24 protein-coding genes are annotated in these 17,802 nt (G+C 66.0%); all 24 read right to left on the bottom strand.

Features of this window, described 5'->3' with window-relative positions:
- Positions 1-106 precede the first annotated feature (106 nt).
- On the bottom strand, positions 107-424 hold the full coding sequence (locus ATE59_RS16475) for a hypothetical protein (RefSeq protein ID WP_058813365.1): 318 nt from the start codon (positions 422-424) through the stop codon (positions 107-109).
- On the bottom strand, positions 421-1,671 hold the full coding sequence (locus tag ATE59_RS16470; RefSeq protein WP_058813364.1) for a tail fiber domain-containing protein: 1,251 nt from the start codon (positions 1,669-1,671) through the stop codon (positions 421-423). Before ATE59_RS16470 ends, ATE59_RS16475 begins: the two co-directional genes overlap by 4 nt.
- Positions 1,664-2,101, bottom strand: coding sequence for a hypothetical protein (locus ATE59_RS16465; protein ID WP_058813363.1), 438 nt, complete (start codon positions 2,099-2,101; stop codon positions 1,664-1,666). The genes ATE59_RS16470 and ATE59_RS16465 overlap by 8 nt, the downstream gene beginning before the upstream one ends.
- On the bottom strand, positions 2,098-5,325 hold the full coding sequence (locus ATE59_RS16460) for a phage tail protein (RefSeq protein ID WP_058813362.1): 3,228 nt from the start codon (positions 5,323-5,325) through the stop codon (positions 2,098-2,100). The genes ATE59_RS16465 and ATE59_RS16460 overlap by 4 nt, the downstream gene beginning before the upstream one ends.
- Positions 5,318-5,743, bottom strand: coding sequence for a DUF6950 family protein (locus ATE59_RS16455; protein ID WP_443029284.1), 426 nt, complete (start codon positions 5,741-5,743; stop codon positions 5,318-5,320). Before ATE59_RS16455 ends, ATE59_RS16460 begins: the two co-directional genes overlap by 8 nt.
- The gene (locus ATE59_RS16450; protein WP_058813360.1) at positions 5,733-6,377 is read right to left on the bottom strand and encodes a hypothetical protein; all 645 of its coding nucleotides are present in this window, start codon (positions 6,375-6,377) and stop codon (positions 5,733-5,735) included. Before ATE59_RS16450 ends, ATE59_RS16455 begins: the two co-directional genes overlap by 11 nt.
- Entirely contained in the window at positions 6,374-7,075 is a 702-nt protein-coding gene (locus tag ATE59_RS16445) for a hypothetical protein (RefSeq protein WP_058813359.1), read from the bottom strand. The genes ATE59_RS16450 and ATE59_RS16445 overlap by 4 nt, the downstream gene beginning before the upstream one ends.
- Complete coding sequence (locus tag ATE59_RS16440; protein WP_058813358.1) at positions 7,072-9,414, bottom strand: phage tail length tape measure family protein; 2,343 nt, start codon at positions 9,412-9,414, stop codon at positions 7,072-7,074. Before ATE59_RS16440 ends, ATE59_RS16445 begins: the two co-directional genes overlap by 4 nt.
- Positions 9,407-9,610 (bottom strand): hypothetical protein, encoded by a 204-nt coding sequence (locus ATE59_RS16435; RefSeq protein ID WP_197409196.1) that lies wholly within the window; start codon positions 9,608-9,610, stop codon positions 9,407-9,409. Before ATE59_RS16435 ends, ATE59_RS16440 begins: the two co-directional genes overlap by 8 nt.
- A 53-nt stretch (positions 9,611-9,663) precedes the next feature.
- Positions 9,664-10,098, bottom strand: a complete 435-nt coding sequence (locus ATE59_RS16430; RefSeq protein ID WP_058813356.1) for a hypothetical protein — start codon at positions 10,096-10,098, stop codon at positions 9,664-9,666.
- Between the two features lie 31 nt (positions 10,099-10,129).
- Complete coding sequence (locus ATE59_RS16425; protein ID WP_058813355.1) at positions 10,130-10,342, bottom strand: hypothetical protein; 213 nt, start codon at positions 10,340-10,342, stop codon at positions 10,130-10,132.
- Positions 10,342-10,944 (bottom strand): hypothetical protein, encoded by a 603-nt coding sequence (locus ATE59_RS16420; protein WP_058813354.1) that lies wholly within the window; start codon positions 10,942-10,944, stop codon positions 10,342-10,344. Before ATE59_RS16420 ends, ATE59_RS16425 begins: the two co-directional genes overlap by 1 nt.
- Positions 10,944-11,369: a DUF3168 domain-containing protein gene (locus ATE59_RS16415; RefSeq protein WP_058813353.1), complete on the bottom strand. Its 426-nt coding sequence runs from the start codon at positions 11,367-11,369 to the stop codon at positions 10,944-10,946. The genes ATE59_RS16420 and ATE59_RS16415 overlap by 1 nt, the downstream gene beginning before the upstream one ends.
- Positions 11,356-11,796 carry a hypothetical protein gene (locus ATE59_RS16410; protein ID WP_058813352.1) on the bottom strand — a complete coding sequence of 147 codons (441 nt, stop codon included), beginning with the start codon at positions 11,794-11,796 and terminating at the stop codon, positions 11,356-11,358. Before ATE59_RS16410 ends, ATE59_RS16415 begins: the two co-directional genes overlap by 14 nt.
- A complete protein-coding gene (locus tag ATE59_RS16405) occupies positions 11,796-12,140 on the bottom strand; it encodes a hypothetical protein (RefSeq protein ID WP_058813351.1) in 345 nt (114 codons plus the stop codon). The genes ATE59_RS16410 and ATE59_RS16405 overlap by 1 nt, the downstream gene beginning before the upstream one ends.
- Before the next feature lie 106 nt (positions 12,141-12,246).
- On the bottom strand, positions 12,247-12,918 hold the full coding sequence (locus tag ATE59_RS16400) for a DUF2786 domain-containing protein (RefSeq protein WP_058813350.1): 672 nt from the start codon (positions 12,916-12,918) through the stop codon (positions 12,247-12,249).
- A complete protein-coding gene (locus ATE59_RS18090; protein WP_197409195.1) occupies positions 12,911-13,048 on the bottom strand; it encodes a hypothetical protein in 138 nt (45 codons plus the stop codon). Before ATE59_RS18090 ends, ATE59_RS16400 begins: the two co-directional genes overlap by 8 nt.
- Positions 13,045-13,623, bottom strand: coding sequence for a hypothetical protein (locus tag ATE59_RS16395; RefSeq protein WP_058813349.1), 579 nt, complete (start codon positions 13,621-13,623; stop codon positions 13,045-13,047). The genes ATE59_RS18090 and ATE59_RS16395 overlap by 4 nt, the downstream gene beginning before the upstream one ends.
- Before the next feature lie 3 nt (positions 13,624-13,626).
- Positions 13,627-14,205, bottom strand: a complete 579-nt coding sequence (locus tag ATE59_RS16390; RefSeq protein ID WP_058813348.1) for a hypothetical protein — start codon at positions 14,203-14,205, stop codon at positions 13,627-13,629.
- Between the two features lie 5 nt (positions 14,206-14,210).
- Complete coding sequence (locus ATE59_RS16385) at positions 14,211-14,474, bottom strand: hypothetical protein (protein WP_058813347.1); 264 nt, start codon at positions 14,472-14,474, stop codon at positions 14,211-14,213.
- Between the two features lie 78 nt (positions 14,475-14,552).
- Positions 14,553-15,872, bottom strand: a complete 1,320-nt coding sequence (locus tag ATE59_RS16380; RefSeq protein ID WP_058813346.1) for a phage major capsid protein — start codon at positions 15,870-15,872, stop codon at positions 14,553-14,555.
- A gap of 313 nt (positions 15,873-16,185) precedes the next feature.
- Entirely contained in the window at positions 16,186-16,899 is a 714-nt protein-coding gene (locus ATE59_RS16375; protein WP_058813345.1) for a hypothetical protein, read from the bottom strand.
- A gap of 222 nt (positions 16,900-17,121) precedes the next feature.
- Positions 17,122-17,595, bottom strand: a complete 474-nt coding sequence (locus tag ATE59_RS16370) for a hypothetical protein (RefSeq protein WP_058813344.1) — start codon at positions 17,593-17,595, stop codon at positions 17,122-17,124.
- The coding region (locus ATE59_RS18085) for a hypothetical protein (protein WP_197409194.1) at positions 17,595-17,802 on the bottom strand (208 nt) is incomplete at its 5' end. The genes ATE59_RS16370 and ATE59_RS18085, both read right to left, overlap by 1 nt.

Raw genomic sequence — 17,802 nt, 5'->3', positions numbered from 1 at the left:
GGTGGGGGAACGGAGCGATGCCGCGGCATCGCAAGGTGCGGGGTCCAACTCCCTGCGGTGACGGGCGCTGCAACGCCCGTTGCCTCCCCCTTGCGGGGACTGCGAATTACGGATGCCACCGCCCCCAGACGCAATGCGCGACCTCATGGCCGATCCATTGCGGCTGATACGAGCGGGCGGGGTCCACGACATGAACCTCGCACCCGTCGGGACGGATGATCGACCACGCCATAAGGTCGCGCCCCTCGGGCTGCTGCGCGGCCTTCGGCGCCTTGGCGCGAAGGTCGGCGATCGTCGGATGCGTGATGATCGTGATCGCGGGCTGCGTCCGGTCGAACTCCTTTTGACCGAAGCGATAGCCGTCGGCCGCGCCGCCCTGATCGCATCCAGCGGTCAGCAGGAAGATGAAGGCGAGCCGCTTCATGCCGCGGCCTCCAACGCCGACAAGCGATCGTGGAGCGCCCAGGACAGAAGCAGGTTCATTTCATCGACGCGGAACCCGAATAGATGGCCCGCGGCGCGGACAAGCTGGCGCTCGCCCGTTGGCTCGCGCTCGATACGCTCGACCTCTTCGGTGACCGGGCGCATGATCTCGGCGCCGTCGGGTCCGAACTCGCCCGTTCCCTCTTCGCCGACCTGCACCTCGTCAACATAGACGACGTCCTGATAGACATCTTCGAACTGGTCATTCCAGCCGTCGAAGCAGAGCCATGCCGGCGCCACCGGTCCGGTCCACGTGATATCGGGCAACAGAATGCCCTCGATGTCGACCAGCGGCGGCGCGAGGCCCTCGTCGGCGACGATCTGCCAGATCCGCTGCGCCCGCGCGCCGAAGTGCCAGCGCGCGCCGTCCGGGCCCTTTTCGGTCACGGCGTCGGTGAACTGATACCAGCCCAGCTCGTCGAGGATCGCTCGCGCGATGCGACGATCCTGGGCGGCGCGGTCCTCGGTAGCGCGGCCGATCCAAACCTTGTAGCGCTCGTCCGAAGTGTTGATCGTTCCGGTCGCGGCATAGATGACCGTCCAGCGGGCGGACGACCATCCAAACGCTTGAGCATTATCCGCGCCGGGGGTTACATTCCCCGAAACGTCGATCGTAACCCTGTCGACGCCGCCAGTCGCAAGGCGAAGTTCGCGGGACGAGGCGTCAGTCCAACCTTGGGCATTTATTCGATAGCCGGCCGATATCGCGAGGAATTGCAGCGACCGGTCCCATGATGTGTTCGACAGAATGAGGCTTGATGTGCCGCCACCGCTATGCTCGACATCGACATGCCCGATCGGCGCAGTCGTCCCGATCCCGACATTGCCGCTGGCGCCGATCCGCAACCGTTCTGTTGAGTTCGTCGCTAGGGTCAGCACGCCGGTCGCATTTTGCACCGCGATGCCGACGCTGTCGCCATAGCCGGTCGTCACCGCGCAGCCCACCGCGCCGATATCGTTCACCGCGGTTGAACTGAAGTTGATGAACCCGACCCCGGCAGGCCCGCCGATGCGCATCTTGCCATCGGCCCAGTAATAGCCGTCGCCGTCCTTCGTCAGGAAGAAAGCCGTATCGAACAGGCAGTCAACCTTTACCCCGCCGACCCCGAGATAATAGCCCAGAATTCGCGATCCGGCGGCGCGTGTCTGCACCACGCTTGCGGTCGGGGCGGTTGCCACGTCAGGCATCGGATTTTCCTTTCAGCTTGGCGGACCGGCGCGCGACTTCGCGCTCGATCCATTCATTGTCCTTGGCGATGACGGCCGCGGCGAGGTCGCCGAGCGCGACGCCGGTCGCCCGCGCTTCGTGCGCGAGCATCGGCGCCAGCTCGGCGGCGCCGAGGTGGAGAATGAGGCGCGCCTCCATCGCCTTGCGCATGTGCGCCTCGCGCTTGGCGCCGTCGCCGAACTCGGCGCGGTAAGCGTCGTCGACGCGTCGGGCATCGACCTCGGCCGCGATGCCGGCATCGTCGACCCAGCCGCGCGCGGTGGCATCCCAGCGCATCCGCTCCCAGCCGGGCGGGCAAGGTGCCGATCCGCGCCCGCGCATATTCTCGCCATCGAGCGAGGCCACGTTGCGCAGCAGCTTCCCCGAGCGCTGGTTGAAGATCGACATCATAGCTGTGTCGCCTTCTTCAGCCCGCTGAAGACGTTGTTCGCGGTCGGCACGCCAGCCGAGTAGGAGCCTTTCCTCGGGCGGAACTCGAAATAATAGTCGGTGCCCGATGTCAGCCCGCTCAGCGTCTGGTTGATGGAAATCGCGCCCGTTTCGAAGGTGACATCATCGGGATCATATGTCCGAAGGCGAAACGCGTTGATCGTCGAATGCACCTCGCCTGCGGGCACGTCGGTGAACGGCCCGGTCGCGGACGTCGAATAGCCCCACTTCGCATAGGCGTCGTTTTCGCCATTTGCGCTGCGATTGAACGATATCACCGCTTCCAGCTTGATCTGCCCCGAAGCCCCCGCACGCACCGGTCCGATGATGACCCCGCTCGAAAGATAGGCACTGGTGCTGTTCGACTGCGACTCGCTCGACTGCGCCGATGTCTGCGCCGTGCCGCTTGCGGGCGGCGGAGGAGGCGGCGCATCGAGAGCGGGAACAATCGCGATCTTTCCCGTCAGCGTGATGCCGTCATAGGTTGATGCGATCGAAATTTCCGCAGCGCCTGCGGCGCCGTTGAAGCCCGTGATCGTGATATCGCCGCGATCGGTGGTCGCCGATGTCGTGTCGATCGTCCCGGTAACCGAACCCGGAAAGGTGGCTGTCCAGGTCGTCGCCGCGTCGACCACGGCATTGCCGCGCTTGCGGCTGTTCAGCAGCACGCGATCGACGAGCTGGCCGGTCTTCGGCACGCCCAGATAGTCGCACAGGATCGTCTGCGTCGGCGCCAGCGTCATCGTCGCGGTCGATCGCCCCGCCTCGACCGCGATCTTGTCGAGCAGCGCCTGGCGCGCATCGTAGAAGGCATTGAAGGCGTTGTTGAACGCGACGCGGTCGATGGCCGTGTCGGCGCTGTAATCATTATAGGCGGGGACGAGGGCGGCGAGATATGCGGTCAGCGCCGCGACGGCGGCATCATAGACAGCCTTCTCGGCCACGATCGCATAATAGACCGCGTTGTTCTGGATGCCCGGCTGCTCCGACAGGATCGCGGCATAGCGCAGGGCAAGGTCGGGCTTCTCCGACTTATCGAGCGTGTTGTCGGCGACGATCGCCGCGATCTTGCTCTGCGCGCTGATCGCATCCGCCTTCGCGGCATCCGCTGCCACGCTCGCGGTCGTCGCGAGATCGAGCGCATCCACCGCGACCTGATCCTGGACGTCTTCATAGCCTGCGCCGAGCCATGACGTTCCATCGGCACCGACCCATGCCTGCCCATCCGCCCCGATCCACGGGCGGGTCGTAAAGCGGTAGGGATGACCGTCAGGTGCGAACCAGATCGTTCCCCGCGGCAGCTCCAGCGGCGGCGCAGGAGAGCGGTCGGTCGGCTCGCGGTCTTCGATCGGCGTCCCGTCGGGCAAGGTGATAGCCCCGACCGTTACCGGCCCGAGGATGCGCCGCGTGCCCCTCACACTGTCGACGACATAGGAAACCGCGGCATAATAGGTTCCGCCCGGCGCCGCGGGAATTTCCTTGCGGGTCACGTCGGGGCCGGTGACGCCGGTATCGTTCCACTGGGTGGCGCCGTCGGGAGCCGTCGCGCTCTGCACATACTCGATCCGAACGAAGCGTGCCTGGCTGTCATCGGTGGCGCCCGCAACGATCAGGATCGGGGTGGCGAGGCCGCCCGCCTCCTGATGCCCTGCCGCAAGCGTCCAGGCGCCGACCGCGGGCGCGCCGATCGCGGGCGGCGCGGGCTGCTGCGCCGCGATCGACCCGTCGTCGAGCGGCGCCGTGTCGGAATAGACCGATGCCGATATCTGGCGCAGCGTCAGCGTGTGATGCCATTTCTCGTCCGATCCCCACGCCTCGACTCGGAAGGTCAGCGTCGCGCCCTTGAACCGGCGATCGGACTGCCACTGCACCCAGTCGCCTTCTTCGATATTGGCGAAGCGCGGCGGCAGCGTGACTTCGGCGCGGCCCTTCAGCCGGCCAAAGCGACGCTGTATCTCGCCGACGCGCTGCGCCTGCTTGACCCATTGGACGAAGCCCAAAAGCACGCGGCGCTCGCGCGGACGCTTGTCGGTGACGATGTCGGCAGGATCGCGAAGCACCGGCGCCGCATGCTCCGCCCACTTCTGCGCCGGGTCGATATAGGTGACGACGACGGTGTTGATCCATTCGTCGCTGCCGGTGGAGAGCAGGCCGTTGTTCCAGCGCACGCGCGAACCGACGACCAGATCACGGTCGGTAAAGGTCGCGACAATCGCGCGCGCTTCGCCGGGGTCGATCTCGACGCAGCCTTCCGGTTGGACGATCGTCCCCGCGCAGGCCGAGGCGAAGTCTTCCTCGATCTCGATATAGGGTTCGGCCGCGCCGATCGCGCCGCCGACGCGATAGCGCTTCTCGCCGCCGACCAGCTCGTCGCAAAGGTTGGCGCGCGCAAAGACATTGGCGGGTGGCGCTTCGGTCGCACTCAGCCCGCGACCGATCAGCAGCTGGGCCGGATCACCGACTCGGTCGCAGGCGTAGAAGCCGCGCACCCATTTGTACCGCGTGACGATCGGGTTGTCGGAATATTCCCACGTCGCCGGATTGTCGATGCGGTGCGCCCCGGCGCCGCCGACGCTGCTATCCTTGCGCGCGTCATAGCAAAGCGCGCCGCGAACGATCCACTGGAAGCGCGGGCGACCGCCCGGCCACACCGGGCTGCTCGCCTCGGGATCGTCGGCCTTGTAGGCGACGACGACATAGGCGACGCCCGCGCCGTTGTCGTTGGCCGTCCACCCCGGACCGTTTGCGGTCAGGATCGCGGGAACGGCCTGCGTCTCGGTTCCCGACCGCCAGAAAACCTGAAGCTGGTTGTTATAGCCGGCGACATAGCCATCGGCCGCATAGGCGACATAGGCGTCATTGACGTAGAAGCCCTGCAATCCGGCGCAGCGATGATCGGCGAGCGCAAGCACCAGCACCTCCCAATCGGTGCCATATTTGCCGCCGTAGTTGAACGCGTCGACCAGACTTCCCGCCGTCGAAGCCGTGCCGACGATCGCCTCGCGCGGCACTTCGCCGAGCTGCACCTGCGCCGAGGCGGCGGCGCGGCGTTTGTTGCCGAGCTTCGGCTGCAACAGGGCGCCGCCGATCATCGAGACGCCGGCAATGATGAGCTGCCAGTTGCCCGTGACCGCGCCGACGACCGCCAGCGCGACGCCGGCAATGATCTTGACGACCTTACTCATCGAGCGCGCCTGCCGACATCGTGTCCCACGCGATCGTCATCGCGCTGCGCGGTTGGCGCTCCAGCCCGTGCGCGCCTGGTCCCACGAGCGTCACGCCCTCGACGACCATCAACCGTACGCCGAACAGCGGATCGGGAACGCCGGCAATATCGCCGCGCTGCGCTAATGCAGGTGGGATGCGTCGCAGGCGCCGGTCCATCGCGGCTTCGAATCCGCCTTCAGCCTCAATGATTGCGCGCGCGGCTCGTCGGCTGCTCCACCGCAGATCGCCTATGATGCTGACGCCCGTTTGCGCGACAATCGCTGCATCAGCGAAGTGAGCGCAATCGCGCCGCCCGCGCCACGAAAAAGCTCTATCGACGCGCATGTCGAGCAAGGCGATCAGCGCCTCGATTCCGCGGACTCGGTCAGTTGGCACGGACGTTCTGCCGATTGTAGAAGTTGCGGCCGCCACCGCCGTAGCTGCCGCCGACCGCAGAGCCGGCCGTCGCGGGCTTCCGCCCGCCCCAGTAGAGCGTCTTTTCGCCTGCGAAGGCGATATTGCGGAAGAAGCCGTCGTTCGCCTTGATCAGGCGTTGGTCCGCATCGCTGCGCATCCGGCCGCCGCTGCGACCGAGGCCGCGCGCAGCGGTTTCAAGGTTGGCGGTCAGGGTCGATGTGCCGCCGATCTCGTCTTCGCGGAGCAGCTCGTCGAGCCGCCCGCGTTTCCAGATATGGGCATCGAGCAGCGTCACGCCGTCGCCCTTGAAGATCATCCGCCAGAGCGTGGCCGGGGCCTGCTCGACCTCCTCCGCGTCGAGCAGCTCCAGGACATGCTCCTCAATGCCCGACAGCGAGAGGGTGATGCTCTGCTCGGACGCGCCGAGGGCGCCGCCCGCGACCTGGACGAGGCTGCGGTCGCCGATCGGATCGAAGGGTTCACCGCCAAGTTCGATAGGGCCGTGCCCGCCCCAGACGCGGATCGGCGGATCGGCGTCGATCTTGACTGCGCCGACGACGATTGCGGTCCCGTCGGCGAGCGCCTGAAGCGCGGCGGCTGATATCGCTTTCATGGCCGCAAATCCTGACCGGCGACCAGCGTGGCCCCCGAAAGCGCTCCCCCGGCGCCGGTCGAGCCGATGCGGCTGCGATCGGGGATCTGGCGCATCAGACAGGCGGGCTTGTCCAGATGCGCGATGGCGCCCACCGGGACGACCAACGGATCAAGCGGCGGTTCGACCGTCACCGTGATGCCGCCTCCGGCCGACGCGACAGCTGGAACGACGACGCGCGCCATGGTGCGCCGATCATAGCTGCCCGCCGCCGATCCGGCCGCATCCCATTTCCAGCCGATATAATCGCCGGTCGCCAGCGCCAGATTGGCGGGGAGGCCCGTCAGCCCGATCGCCGCATTGCCGTCGGCGTCGACATTCTGCGCCCAGCTAGTCGCCGAGCCGGTGAAGGCGCCGCCTCCGGCCCGCGTCATTCCGGCAAAGCCGCGCGGCGTCGATCGGGGATAAAGGCGCGTGGGGTCGCTCGCCAGGAACAGGCGCTGCCGGCCGCGCAGCCGCGCGATGAATGCGCGCCAAAGGTCGGCGCTGTCGCGATCGACCTTGTCGAGTTCGAACGTCGCGAGCCACAGCGGCCAGCCCGCCTGGACGCCGCCTTGGCGGCCGCTCGATTCGGGCGCCGCATAATCGACGCGCTCGGGTTCGAACTCGACGCGGGCAACGCCCGCGGGCAGTTCGGGCATCGGAAGGGGTTGCATCATCGCCAGCCTCGCGTCGAGATCATCCGGCGTTCACCCGCATCCTGCACGGTGCTGACGATCCTGCCGGGAAGCGATTGTTCGAGCCGGTCGAGCTGCGACTGGACGCGCCCGATCGCGGCGGGATCGGCGCCGGTGGCATCAATTGAGATCGGCATGCTGATCGACGTGCCCGCGGGTCGGAACTGCGAACTGGAGAGGGTGCTGTTCGGTCGGACCAGCGCACCCCGCGGCGTCGAGATGATCGGCTCGGGACCGCGCTCACCGACAATACCGAACTGCCCGCTCGGGATGAGGCCGCCAGTCGCGAATCCACCCGCAAACGAACTGAAGATCGAACCGAGCGCCGATCCAGCGCCGGAAAGTCCGGACCCCGATGCCCCAGCGAGCCCGCCGCCGCCCCCGAGCGCGTTGAGGAGCGGCATGATGACCATCTGCTGCACCGCGATGCGCAGCAGGTCGGCGATGATCTGGTTGGCGACATCCTTGAAAACCGACCCGAGCGACTTCGCCCCGGTGATCACGTCGACAAGTCCCTGGTTCAGCGATTGCAGACCGCTGACCTGCACCTTTTCCAGCTCGTCATTGATGTTCTTTCCGACATCGCCAACATCACGGCGGTAGCGCTCCAACGGGCTTTCATATTGCTGCTTTATCCCCTGCTGGTCACCGGCCTGCAGCTGGTCGAGAATGCGCAGCCGCTCAAGGGCGATTTTCTTCTGGGCGTCTGTCGCGGTCTGGCTGGCGATGACCGCCTCAAGCTCCGATCGTTCCTGCTGATAGGCGAGGTCGAGCAGGCGAAGCTCGATATCTCGCCGCTCGGCCCGAGTACGCGCCAAACGCAGTGCCCGGTCGCCAAGATCACGCTCATTCTGGATCGACGCTTGCGCTATCTGGAGGGCTTCACGGGCGAGTTCCTCGGCCTCTTTCCGGGCGAGCAGTTCCTTCTCAAGGCTCTCTTTTATCGCGAGCTGCGAGAGCAGCTTCGCCTTCTGCGCCGCGCTGAACTTGTCATTGTCCTGGACAGCCTGCCGCGCCTGGGCGGAGGTAATGTCGAGCGCCTGCCGTTCGAGACGATAGCGCTCCGCGATCGACGTCGCGAGGTTGCGGCGCGCCGCGATCGTCTGGAGCAGGATCGCGTTCAAATCCTGCTGATAGCGCTCTTCGGTCTTGTCGGGCTTCGCCGTGTCCGCGCCGCCCTTCTTGTCCTTCTCGTCCTTCTTCTTGCGCTCGCGGGCATTTTTGCGGGCCTGCTCGCCCACCGCGTCGAAGAACTCGCCGAGAGGGTCGCTGGACATGATCTCGGCGACGCGGGCATTGCGGCCCTGGACGGCATTGCCGAGCCGGCCAGCGGCGGGATTGGCGAAGCGGCCGATCTGCGGCGCGCTGAGTTCCGGAATCGCGCCGCTGAAGCCGAACAGCTCCAGCGCCTTTTCGCCGCCGACTGCCGCGACCGCCGAATTGACCCCGCGGATCAGCGCGTTCACGCCATTGACCCCGGCTTTCACCATCATGTTGATGCCGTCGATCACCAGATTGACGGCGCCCGTCACCGCAGCGGCCATGATGTCGGGGAAGTTCGCCCAGACGAACTTCACATCCTCGAACGCCGCGCGAAAGCTGTTGATGATCAGATTGCCGGTCCATTTGACCCCGGCGACCACCATGTCCCATGCCGCCTGGAACCAAGGCGCGACCGCATCGACGACCGGCTTCAGCACCGACGAAAGCCCGTCGGCGATCACCTGCCATGTCGCGAGCGCGACATCGCCGAAGTTCACCGACTCCTTCGACGCCTGGTTGATCTCATAGGTCATGCCGGCGACGGCCGCGCCGCCGAGCGCGATCGCGGCCGACAGCAGCGGGAAGCGCGCGATAAGCCCGCCGACCATATTGCCGGTTTCCTTCAGCGCGCGCGTGACGCCGCCCTCGCCGGCATAGATTTGCTGTATCTGGCTCCCCTGCTGCACCATGACCATCAGGGGGTTCATCCCCGATGCAAGCGAGACGCCGATGTCGTTGAGCTGGAACATCAGCAGCTTTTGCTGGAACGCCGCCTTGCGCGCGGCGTCGGTCGAGGCGGTGACCGCCGTCGTATGGTTGCGCAGCGCCGGAACCGTCGCCTGCGCTGCCTGCGCCTCGCGGCCCATCGCCGCCGCGGCGCCGTCGGCTGCTGTGCCCGCCGACCCGAGGGCGCGGCCCGTATCGATTGCGCTGTCGGCCGTGCGATCGAGCTGCGCGCCGAGGCCGCGCGCCTTTGCCTCGGCATTGTCGATGCTTCGCTCATAGCCCTGGTCGTCGGTCCGCAGGACCAGGAGGGCTTCGCCAAGTACCTCAGCCATCGACCGGCATCCCGCCGGCGCCGACGATCGTCACGCCGATGCCGATGCCGCCAAGCTGATCCGGCGATGCGACGACTGGCTTTGGCAGCTCCATGGCGACGCCATCGCGCGTGCATTCGAGCCGGGCGATGACGCGCTCGGCGTCATCCGGCTGAAGCGCGCCGAAAGAGACGGCGTTGGTGTCGATGTTCGACAACCGCTCCTCGGCATCGAGACGGGGCAGCATCACCGCGAAAGCCCGGACGATCGCTATCGGCGCTTCGTAGAACCACCAGCGGGGGTCGCCGCCGAAGAAGCGCTGGATGCGGGGGATGATGCTCCCCCAATCGTCTGGTTCGCCAGCGTCTTGCCGATCGCTCCCACCAGCTCGGCCTTCCGCGCCAGCAGGAGCATGGTAAAAACCTCGACGGCCGAGAAGCGCTGGACGCCCGACAGCTTGGCAAAGACATCGGCGGGGACGCCGACCAGCACCTTCGCGGCCAGCTCGTCGATCAGCGTTTGCAGCTCGGGGCCTTTCGCCTCGTCGGCGGTGAACTCTTGGATGTGCTGCCCCCAGAGGGCGAAGCGGTGCGTGTCGACGACCGAAAGCTCCTCGGGCGACAGCATTTGATATTTCTTGCCATCGATCTCGATGACGGGACGCTCGACGAGCGTCGACAGGTTCAGAATAGGTGTAGTGGCCATGGAGCGCTCCTTCGCCGGGTTGGTGGCCGGGCTATGCCCGGCCTGTCCCGACGTCGCGCCCCGGACGCCTGTCCGGCAGGAGGGTGAAGGCTATGCCGAGCCGCTCGCACTCGGCCTTGATCAGCGCCAGTTCGGCGGCTGCTGCCTGCGCGCCCTCGCGTGCTTGACGAGCTGCGCGCTTGTGGCTGCGCAGCTCGTCGGTCAATTGGCGCGCGCGATCGAGAAGATCGGCGCCCCGGCGCATCAGGGCAGCGCGGCCTGGTGCTGCATGATCAGCCGGCCGAAGCGTTCAAGCTCGGTCGCGGCGGCCGAATGTTCGAGCGCCATGAACTCCATTTCAAGGCCCGACGGCTTGCCCTTGGCGAATGCCGGTTTCGGGTTGGCATTCTGGAAGCAGACGGGCACTTCATATTGCGCCTTGAAATTGTCGCCATAGGCCGACTGGCCGCGCGCGAGCATCGCATAGGTCACGACATCGGGACCACGCGACAGGCCGATCTTCTTGTAGCCCGCGGTCCCGGCTCCGGCTGCGACCGTCGTCGGCTCGGCGCCGCCCAGGGCAACCGTATATTGTTCGAGCGTCATGTCCCACATCGTGACCGAAATGATCAGCCCTTCTTCGGTACGCCACGCCTTCACCGGCGCGATCGCGCCCGCCGGGGTTGCCGTGTCGATCTTCTGGGTGTGCTGCACGGCAAGACCGTCGTCGGAATAGTTGCGCTTGCCATTGGTGCCGAGCTTGGACCAGCCCGCGCCCGGCACTGCGTCGATCAGGGGAAAGGCAGTGTCGACCGGGGCGAACCACAGATCGAGCGGGCCGGCGAGAATTTCATAGGGTGCGGGCATTATTGGACCTCCTGCAATGAATAAAAGACCTGGAATGATTGGAAGGACTGCGGCCACTGGCCGTCGCGGTCGCGCGCCTGGGAAAATCCGCCTGCGCGATTGACCCAGTGGACCAGCGTGCCGGCGTGCGTTTCGCGCTCGATCGACCACAGCCGGCGCGCCGCTGTCGATCGAACCCGGTTCGCCTCCTCTGGCGTGGCGCCATAGCCGAACAGGTCGATCCGTTGCGCATCGACCTCGGCACTGCCGCGCCCGGTGAATTCGGGACCGCCCGATGCGGCAACGACGATCGCGCGCTTGGGCATCTCGGCCGCGATCCCTTCGGGCAGTTCGCCGCCGTAGATCGCGTCCCCGACCAGCGCGGTCGTCGCAGCATCGCCGGCAAGCGCCGCGACCAGCGCAGCGATGACATCAGGCTCCGCCATCGGCTTCTCCGCGCTCATAGGCTCGCCGGATATTGTCCGACAGCATGGGGTAATATTGATCGGCGGCGGGCCGCAGATAGGGGCGCTTCGGGATCGTCACGGACTTGGCGAAGCGGACGCTGCCGTCGGGCTGCGGGATTGCCAGCGCCTGTGCCTTCACTGGCCTGATCACGCCGCCCAGCTCGTGGATCAGCGCGTAGCGGACGTCCTGGACGCCCCACACGCCGCGCACCCCTTCGCCCTCGGCTTCGGCGAAGGTGACGATCGCGATGCCGCCTTCCAGCACGCCGGTGCGGTTCTGCCACGCATGGCTGCGCTTCGCCTGGTTGACGCAGGCGCCCATCGTGCGGTTCACCCCGGCGATCTGCGCCGCCTTCAGCTTTGCGGTGACCGCGGGGCCGTTCCAGGTCAGGCTCTTTTCAGCCATCAGGCGACCCGCACGAGTGCGGCCTCCTGGTGATTATGCTTATATTCGACGGCGCCTTCGATCCGCAGCGGTCCGGGGATCAAAATGGTCGAGCCAGATCGATCCGTGATCTTCGCCACCTGATCGCCCTCACGCACGTCGATTCCAAGCGCGAACATCATGCGCAAATTCTGGGCCGTCACGCTCTTCTTGCCATCGACCACGTCGGCCGACGACTTCGAATAGGCAAAACAGGGAACCTGCGCGTGCGGCGCGAAGTCGATCGCGGGCATGTTCCAGGCATCCTTGCCGGTCGCCTGGTTCCGCTCGACATGCGCGACCATGGTAAGGCGCTGTCCGATCATCGCCGAAAGAACCCACGGACCAACTGGAAGGCAAAGGCCGCGGCCCACAGCAATACCCCGCCCAGCAACACCGCGCCCAGGTTGACAAACACGGAGCCGAGGCAGGTCATGCCGGCAACGCCAAAGGAGCCAATCCGGCGCTCACACCGGAATGGAGATTAACGTCGCGACCCGCTGCAAGTCCGGCCCAATAGTCGCCGGCCACCTTGATCGCGGATAGCTTTGCGGCGCGCGGATTGAGCGGTCCACGCTCCGGATAATGCTCGGCCAGATATTGGTCCCGCAGCGGATCGGCGGGCCGTTCCGGCACCAGGGCCTCGATCTTGCGGCGAACGGCGAAGGCCCAGCCCTCGCAGAACACATCGGCGCGCAGTCTCTTCCGGGCAAGCTTTACCCGCTTCAGGGGGCCGGCAATATAAGCCTGCCGCTGGGCCTTCAGGGTGCGAAAAAGGACCGTAAAGGCATAGCTGGCAATTTCGGCAGACGGTCCGCGACCGATGAAGGTCCGCGTCCCGGTACCGTCGATGAAGCTGCAGACGTCTAGCGCCCGCTCGACGCACTTAGCCAGGATCGTTTCCCATTTGGGTGGGCGGGCCGCGCGCGAGCCGCGCGCCGTCGCCTCCTCGATCTCGGCCATGGCAAGTTGCGCATCGGTTATGCCATGCTCAGCCATCAGCACACGCGCCTTGGCGAGAGCCGCCGCGGCTTCATGCTCCGACGACCCCCTGCCAAGGGCTAGCAGCTTCCTGATCTTGTCGATGATCTTGCGGTCAATCATTGACGTCTCCGAACAGTTCTTCCGCGCACTCGCGGCAATGCTCGCCCTCCATGTCGTCAGGCAGGAAATCGCCGCCGCAATAGGCGCACTCGACAAATGCATCGAAAGGATCGTCGCCCAGGATGCTCATGCCAGCAGGAACCCACTGGCCGGGATCAGCCCGGCGATTACGGCCTCGCGATCGGCAATGGGATCGCCGCTCAGCGTGATCGAATAGTCGCCAGCGCGCTCGCTCTTCATCGCGCCGCGATACGACAGGTCGATCATCGCGATCTTGATCAGCGCCTCGTCGCGCGCGGGTTGGGTGGCGCCAGCCGGCGTATAGGTGATGCGAACCATCGGCGCCCAATAGGTGCGGCCGTTCGGGCCGCCGGTCAGGCGCTGGATGGTGCGGCCATCGTGCAGGATGCGATAGTCGCCGGGAAGCAAAATGGTCTCGGCGGTGGGGTCACCGCTATTGCCGGGATCAAGCTCGACGATCGTCACGTCTGCTCCTCCCGCCGACATGTCGATCGGCGGGGTGATGCGCAGCGAATGATTGAACCGGCTATGCGGATCGCCGGGATCGCCCAGCTCCTTCGTGACCGGCCCGACCGGGCCAAGGCGCGCGTCGAGGTCGGACGTGATCGCAATGATCATATCCTCCAACTCGCTATCGGGCAGATCAGTGCCCGAGCGCAACCTGACCCGGTCGAGCAGCGCCATGGATCAGCTTGCGCCCTGATCCGCGGCGCCGGATTCGGCTCCGCCGTCCTGAGCGCCAGCGTCTTCCTGATCAGCAGCGGGACCAGCCTTTTCGGCAACAAGCGCCTTCGCCGACTCGACGATATCGCCCCACTTGGTGGTGGCGTTCGTCCCTTCGACGGCAGGCGGCGCTGCGGGGTCGATCGCCGCGATCTGGGCGAACGTCGTCAGCCCCGCAGCCGCAAAGCCCTTTGCGACCTTCGTCCCGACATACTTGATGCGGGTCAGGTCATCGCCGGTCGCAGCCGCGCCGGCCGAACCGCCGCCAGCGCCCTTGTCACCGCCCGGCTGCTTTTCCTTGTCCTGGCCGGGCTGCTTTTCCTTGGTCGAGCCGCCGCCAGCGCTTTTGCCGCCGCTACCGTCGGGCTTTCCGCCCTTGCCAGCGATCGTGCCATCCACCAATTTGAAACGATCAACCGCCGATTGCGGAATTTCGTCACCGGCCGCGCAATAGAGAATGGCGCCTGCCTCATCGCCTTCGCGAACCAGGCGTTCCTTGTCGGTCGTCAGATACAGCCGCTCTTTGGCAATCATATTGGTCATTGCAGTTACTCCGTGCTGGCCCAGGCGACGAGCAGCCAACCGCCCGTGGTGTTGGTGGTCGTGTTCTGGATCACGCCACCCTTCGTGGCATGGATGGAAAATTCGGCCGTCCGACTGACGCCGGTCGGGGGTGTGCCCTCCGAAACATGGAGGACCGAAAGTAGGGTGTCCGTCGGCTTCAGATTGCCGGGGACTTTATGCTCGCCGACGACATTGCCCGGAATGAGGGCCGTGCCGACGCGGCGAGAGAATCCGGTGATCGTGGTCATGATCTATCTCCGCACAATGCTGGCCGGGCGCGGGGAGAGAGGTTCGCGCCCGGCCAGCTCGCCAAACCCCCTTGGCGATTAGAGGCCGGTCACCGAGGCGAAGGCGGCAGGGCGGAAGAAGACGAGCGCGGCTCGCGTATCGGCCCGCACGGTGCGCTTGCCTTCCGTGAACTGCGTCCCGACGAAGCCGATCTGGACGTCCACACCGCGGCGCTCGAATAGGCTGACCCATGCCGGCTGGAACGAGCCGGTGTAGCCGGTGCCCGCCGCGTCGGCGTCCGACTGGACGACCGGGAGGCCCCAAAGGCGTTCCGGGCCGGCTTCGCTCGGGCTGCCCCAGATGTAGACGCCATCGACCGTGCGCAGCAGGCGGATGCCCTGCCAGTCGGTTGGGTGCATTACGTGGTGCGTCGGGATCGCGCGGCCGGTCGTGCGGATTTTCGTCATCGCCTTGAAGAAGGCGTCGGGAACCGGATCGGCGCCCTTCGCCTGCGTCTGGATGCCAACGGTGTTCTTCAGGCCGCGAAGGTTCGGCGCGGTGCCGTCGCCGATCAGGCACTGGCCGTCGAGCCGCTGGCGCACGCCAAAGCTAAGGCGGCCGTTGATGTAGCTCTGCATCATCGGCACATCTTCGAGCTGCTCGTCGGTGACGGGCAGGCTGTCGGTGATCTTGCGAACGGGCGACGACTTCTCGGTGAAGGCGAAGGTCGATTCTGCAAAGGCGGCGCCTTCGGCCTTCTCGGCCGCCGCATGCGTGCGCGTCGTTTCTTCCATATAGGTGACGCTGTCGGCCCCGCAGCGCGCCATCGGAATGATGTCGAGCAGCTGGATCGGACGGGTGACGGCTTCGACGAAGCCCGGAAGGCGCATCGACTCCGGCGCGAAGCCCGCCGCCGTCGTCATGAGGGTTTTGGCGCCCACCGTTTCATATGCGCCCGACGAGGCGAGCAGGTCGGACAGATAGACGTCGTCGAAGTTGAGCGTGATGCCGCCGCCCGCGCCGCCGCTTGCGAACTCCTGGTAGGACTTCGCCTCGGCGACCAGTTCGCCGAGCGACTTGATCCGGCGCTGGCGCTGATCGCCTTTGTTGCCGTCGGCCGAACCGCCACCGGGGAGCGCCCAGTTGCGGCGGCTCTTTTCGCGGTTGGCCTGATCCTTCGCCGCCTGCTCGGCCGCTTCCAGCGTACCGATATGCTCGCCGAGTTCATTCAGCTCGGCGTTTGCGGCCTTCACATGCTGGGCAACGGCGATCGAACCCTTGACCTCACCCAGCGACGTGACCTTGTTGAAGTCATAGCCGTCGGCCGTCTTGGCCTGCTCGAACACCTTGTTCAGCTCATCCTGCCGCGTAGCCATCTTCTCGCGGGCCTGCGTCAGGGTCAAACTCTTCACCGTCATTTTGCTGCTCCCTATGGGTCGGAATGCCTGTCCCCGCGAAGGCGAGGCGTCCGGCCCATGTGGCAGCAGCGTAAAGGGGCATGCGCCCCGGACACGTGTCCGGCGCAGCGAGTGACAGCGATGCGGTGATCGGCACCTGTCTAGACGAAGGTGACCCCAGATGACAACCGGCCCGCCGCCACCTCGCAACGGAGGGGGAGACGGGCCGGTCCAATAGGCCCTAAGAAGCGCTAAGAAGGCCCATAGGGCAATGAGAGGGTCTGGCGGCGGACAGGTGGCCCCCTCGGCCTGCCCTGAAGGCCCTGTGCGCCGATCAGATACCGAAGCGGCGCAAGGTGTCCTGATATTGAAGATGATGCGCCAGCGCCGTGTCGGTCGCCACCGATTCCGCTGCCTTGCAAGGATCGACGGCGGCGCCGTCGCTCGCCAGAACCCGCTCGATCGCCTCGTTGATTTCGCGCAGCTGCTTACGCCCTGCGGCCGACACGGCCGCAGGATCCATGTCGATGGCCGAAGCCAACTCGCCGAGATTGGTGATCAGACCAGCCAGATGTTCGGGCCGAAGCTTCGCACCCTTGATCGAGATCGTGCCGGTCCGGTTGCCCGCCCCGCGCAGGACGGGGGAGAGTTCATCCACGTCGACCTTGCTCAGCACCCTGACCCGACTGCCTGCCGTGACGCGATAGGTGTATTCGGCTTCATAGCCGAACGACCACTCTTGCACCGGTTTGCCCGTCGCCATGTCGAACAGGAGCGCTTGGTGCCAGTCTTTCCCTGTCGTCGTATTGAGGTTGAGGAACATCTCGGCATAGGCGATGTCGTTCTCCTCATAGATGCGGGCCTTCCCGAACGGGGTTGCGCGGCGATTGTGCGCAGGCACCATCATCGCCCACTGATCGCCGCCTTCCTTCCAGCTGAAGGCGCCACGCTCGTAAGTATCGCCATCGCTATCGACCTCGGCCAAGCGAGCGATCAACGCCAAACCCTTGCCGCGTTCGTCCATGTCGGTGATGGACAAGCTCTTCATGTGCATGTGTCAGTCCTCTTCGAAATTGGGTGCAAAGCTGAGGGTGCCGTTCGGATGCTCGGCGTCGGCCATCACTGCCGCCTGCTGAATGCCGACGATCGACCCGTCGCGGGCGATGTGGGAAAGCAGCGACCGGCCCGGTCACCGCGCGCTTGGATTTCGGGAGGCCCGCAAGTTGCAGCTCGGCCAATTCCTCGGCCGTGAACCATACCTTGTGCTGCATCAGCATGCGCTGCGTCCCCCATTGTCAATCGCGCGGTCGATCGGCGCGGCCATTCGTTCGACGGCCCGCAGCTCGGCGCTCAGTTCCGCGATCTTCGACTTCAGATGCCCAAGTCGGGCTGTGTGGATTTCCTCACCGACCAGCACCGCCGCGCCGATTTCGCGCAGTTCGCGGTCGAGGAGGTCAAAGCGGTTGGTGACCGCGATCAGCGCGAGCATGCGCGCAAAGCTGATATTATGATCGCCCTTGCCCGGCGCCGAATAGGCGTCGAGCATCGCCTTGGTGACGCTGTCCTCCAGAAGGACGCTCATTTCGGCGGCGATGACTTCGCGCGGCCGCGCGTCGCTGTTCAGCGCTTCGCCGACCGTGCGCGCGATCCGCGCGTCCATGCCCGCGAGCGCCGCAGCGTGCGTCGCGGGACGCGGCGCCTCGAACGCGAACGCAAGCTGGTCGGTGGAACGCGCCTTGACCATCAGCCTTGCGCCTCGACGGTTTCAAGCGCGGTCACCAGCAACCCCGCTGCCACTGCGAGCGGCTGGCGGTTGATGCGGCGGGCGAGCGACAGCAGCCGCTCGATCACGTCGTCAGGCAGGCCGAGCCGGTGAAACGTCTCGATGATGTAGACCCGGTCACGATGATCGAGCGCCGACAACAGCATGTCGACGCGATGCGGCGTCAGC

Source organism: Sphingopyxis sp. A083, from assembly GCF_001468495.1.
Taxonomy (GTDB): domain Bacteria; phylum Pseudomonadota; class Alphaproteobacteria; order Sphingomonadales; family Sphingomonadaceae; genus Sphingopyxis; species Sphingopyxis terrae.
This window is presented reverse-complemented; position numbering and strand designations above follow the sequence as displayed.

Bases quoted from the DNA above. Each gene is read 5' to 3' on its own strand.
- ATE59_RS16475 (WP_058813365.1), bottom strand. From the start codon at position 424: ATGAAGCGGCTCGCCTTCATCTTCCTGCTGACCGCTGGATGCGATCAG.
- ATE59_RS16470 (WP_058813364.1), bottom strand. From the start codon at position 1,671: ATGCCTGACGTGGCAACCGCCCCGACCGCAAGCGTGGTGCAGACACGC.
- ATE59_RS16465 (WP_058813363.1), bottom strand. From the start codon at position 2,101: ATGATGTCGATCTTCAACCAGCGCTCGGGGAAGCTGCTGCGCAACGTG.
- ATE59_RS16460 (WP_058813362.1), bottom strand. From the start codon at position 5,325: ATGAGTAAGGTCGTCAAGATCATTGCCGGCGTCGCGCTGGCGGTCGTC.
- ATE59_RS16450 (WP_058813360.1), bottom strand. From the start codon at position 6,377: ATGAAAGCGATATCAGCCGCCGCGCTTCAGGCGCTCGCCGACGGGACC.
- ATE59_RS16445 (WP_058813359.1), bottom strand. From the start codon at position 7,075: ATGATGCAACCCCTTCCGATGCCCGAACTGCCCGCGGGCGTTGCCCGC.
- ATE59_RS16440 (WP_058813358.1), bottom strand. From the start codon at position 9,414: ATGGCTGAGGTACTTGGCGAAGCCCTCCTGGTCCTGCGGACCGACGAC.
- ATE59_RS16430 (WP_058813356.1), bottom strand. From the start codon at position 10,098: ATGGCCACTACACCTATTCTGAACCTGTCGACGCTCGTCGAGCGTCCC.
- ATE59_RS16425 (WP_058813355.1), bottom strand. From the start codon at position 10,342: ATGCGCCGGGGCGCCGATCTTCTCGATCGCGCGCGCCAATTGACCGAC.
- ATE59_RS16420 (WP_058813354.1), bottom strand. From the start codon at position 10,944: ATGCCCGCACCCTATGAAATTCTCGCCGGCCCGCTCGATCTGTGGTTC.
- ATE59_RS16415 (WP_058813353.1), bottom strand. From the start codon at position 11,369: ATGGCGGAGCCTGATGTCATCGCTGCGCTGGTCGCGGCGCTTGCCGGC.
- ATE59_RS16410 (WP_058813352.1), bottom strand. From the start codon at position 11,796: ATGGCTGAAAAGAGCCTGACCTGGAACGGCCCCGCGGTCACCGCAAAG.
- ATE59_RS16405 (WP_058813351.1), bottom strand. From the start codon at position 12,140: ATGATCGGACAGCGCCTTACCATGGTCGCGCATGTCGAGCGGAACCAG.
- ATE59_RS16400 (WP_058813350.1), bottom strand. From the start codon at position 12,918: ATGATTGACCGCAAGATCATCGACAAGATCAGGAAGCTGCTAGCCCTT.
- ATE59_RS18090 (WP_197409195.1), bottom strand. From the start codon at position 13,048: ATGAGCATCCTGGGCGACGATCCTTTCGATGCATTTGTCGAGTGCGCC.
- ATE59_RS16395 (WP_058813349.1), bottom strand. From the start codon at position 13,623: ATGGCGCTGCTCGACCGGGTCAGGTTGCGCTCGGGCACTGATCTGCCC.
- ATE59_RS16390 (WP_058813348.1), bottom strand. From the start codon at position 14,205: ATGACCAATATGATTGCCAAAGAGCGGCTGTATCTGACGACCGACAAG.
- ATE59_RS16385 (WP_058813347.1), bottom strand. From the start codon at position 14,474: ATGACCACGATCACCGGATTCTCTCGCCGCGTCGGCACGGCCCTCATT.
- ATE59_RS16380 (WP_058813346.1), bottom strand. From the start codon at position 15,872: ATGACGGTGAAGAGTTTGACCCTGACGCAGGCCCGCGAGAAGATGGCT.
- ATE59_RS16375 (WP_058813345.1), bottom strand. From the start codon at position 16,899: ATGAAGAGCTTGTCCATCACCGACATGGACGAACGCGGCAAGGGTTTG.
- ATE59_RS16370 (WP_058813344.1), bottom strand. From the start codon at position 17,595: ATGGTCAAGGCGCGTTCCACCGACCAGCTTGCGTTCGCGTTCGAGGCG.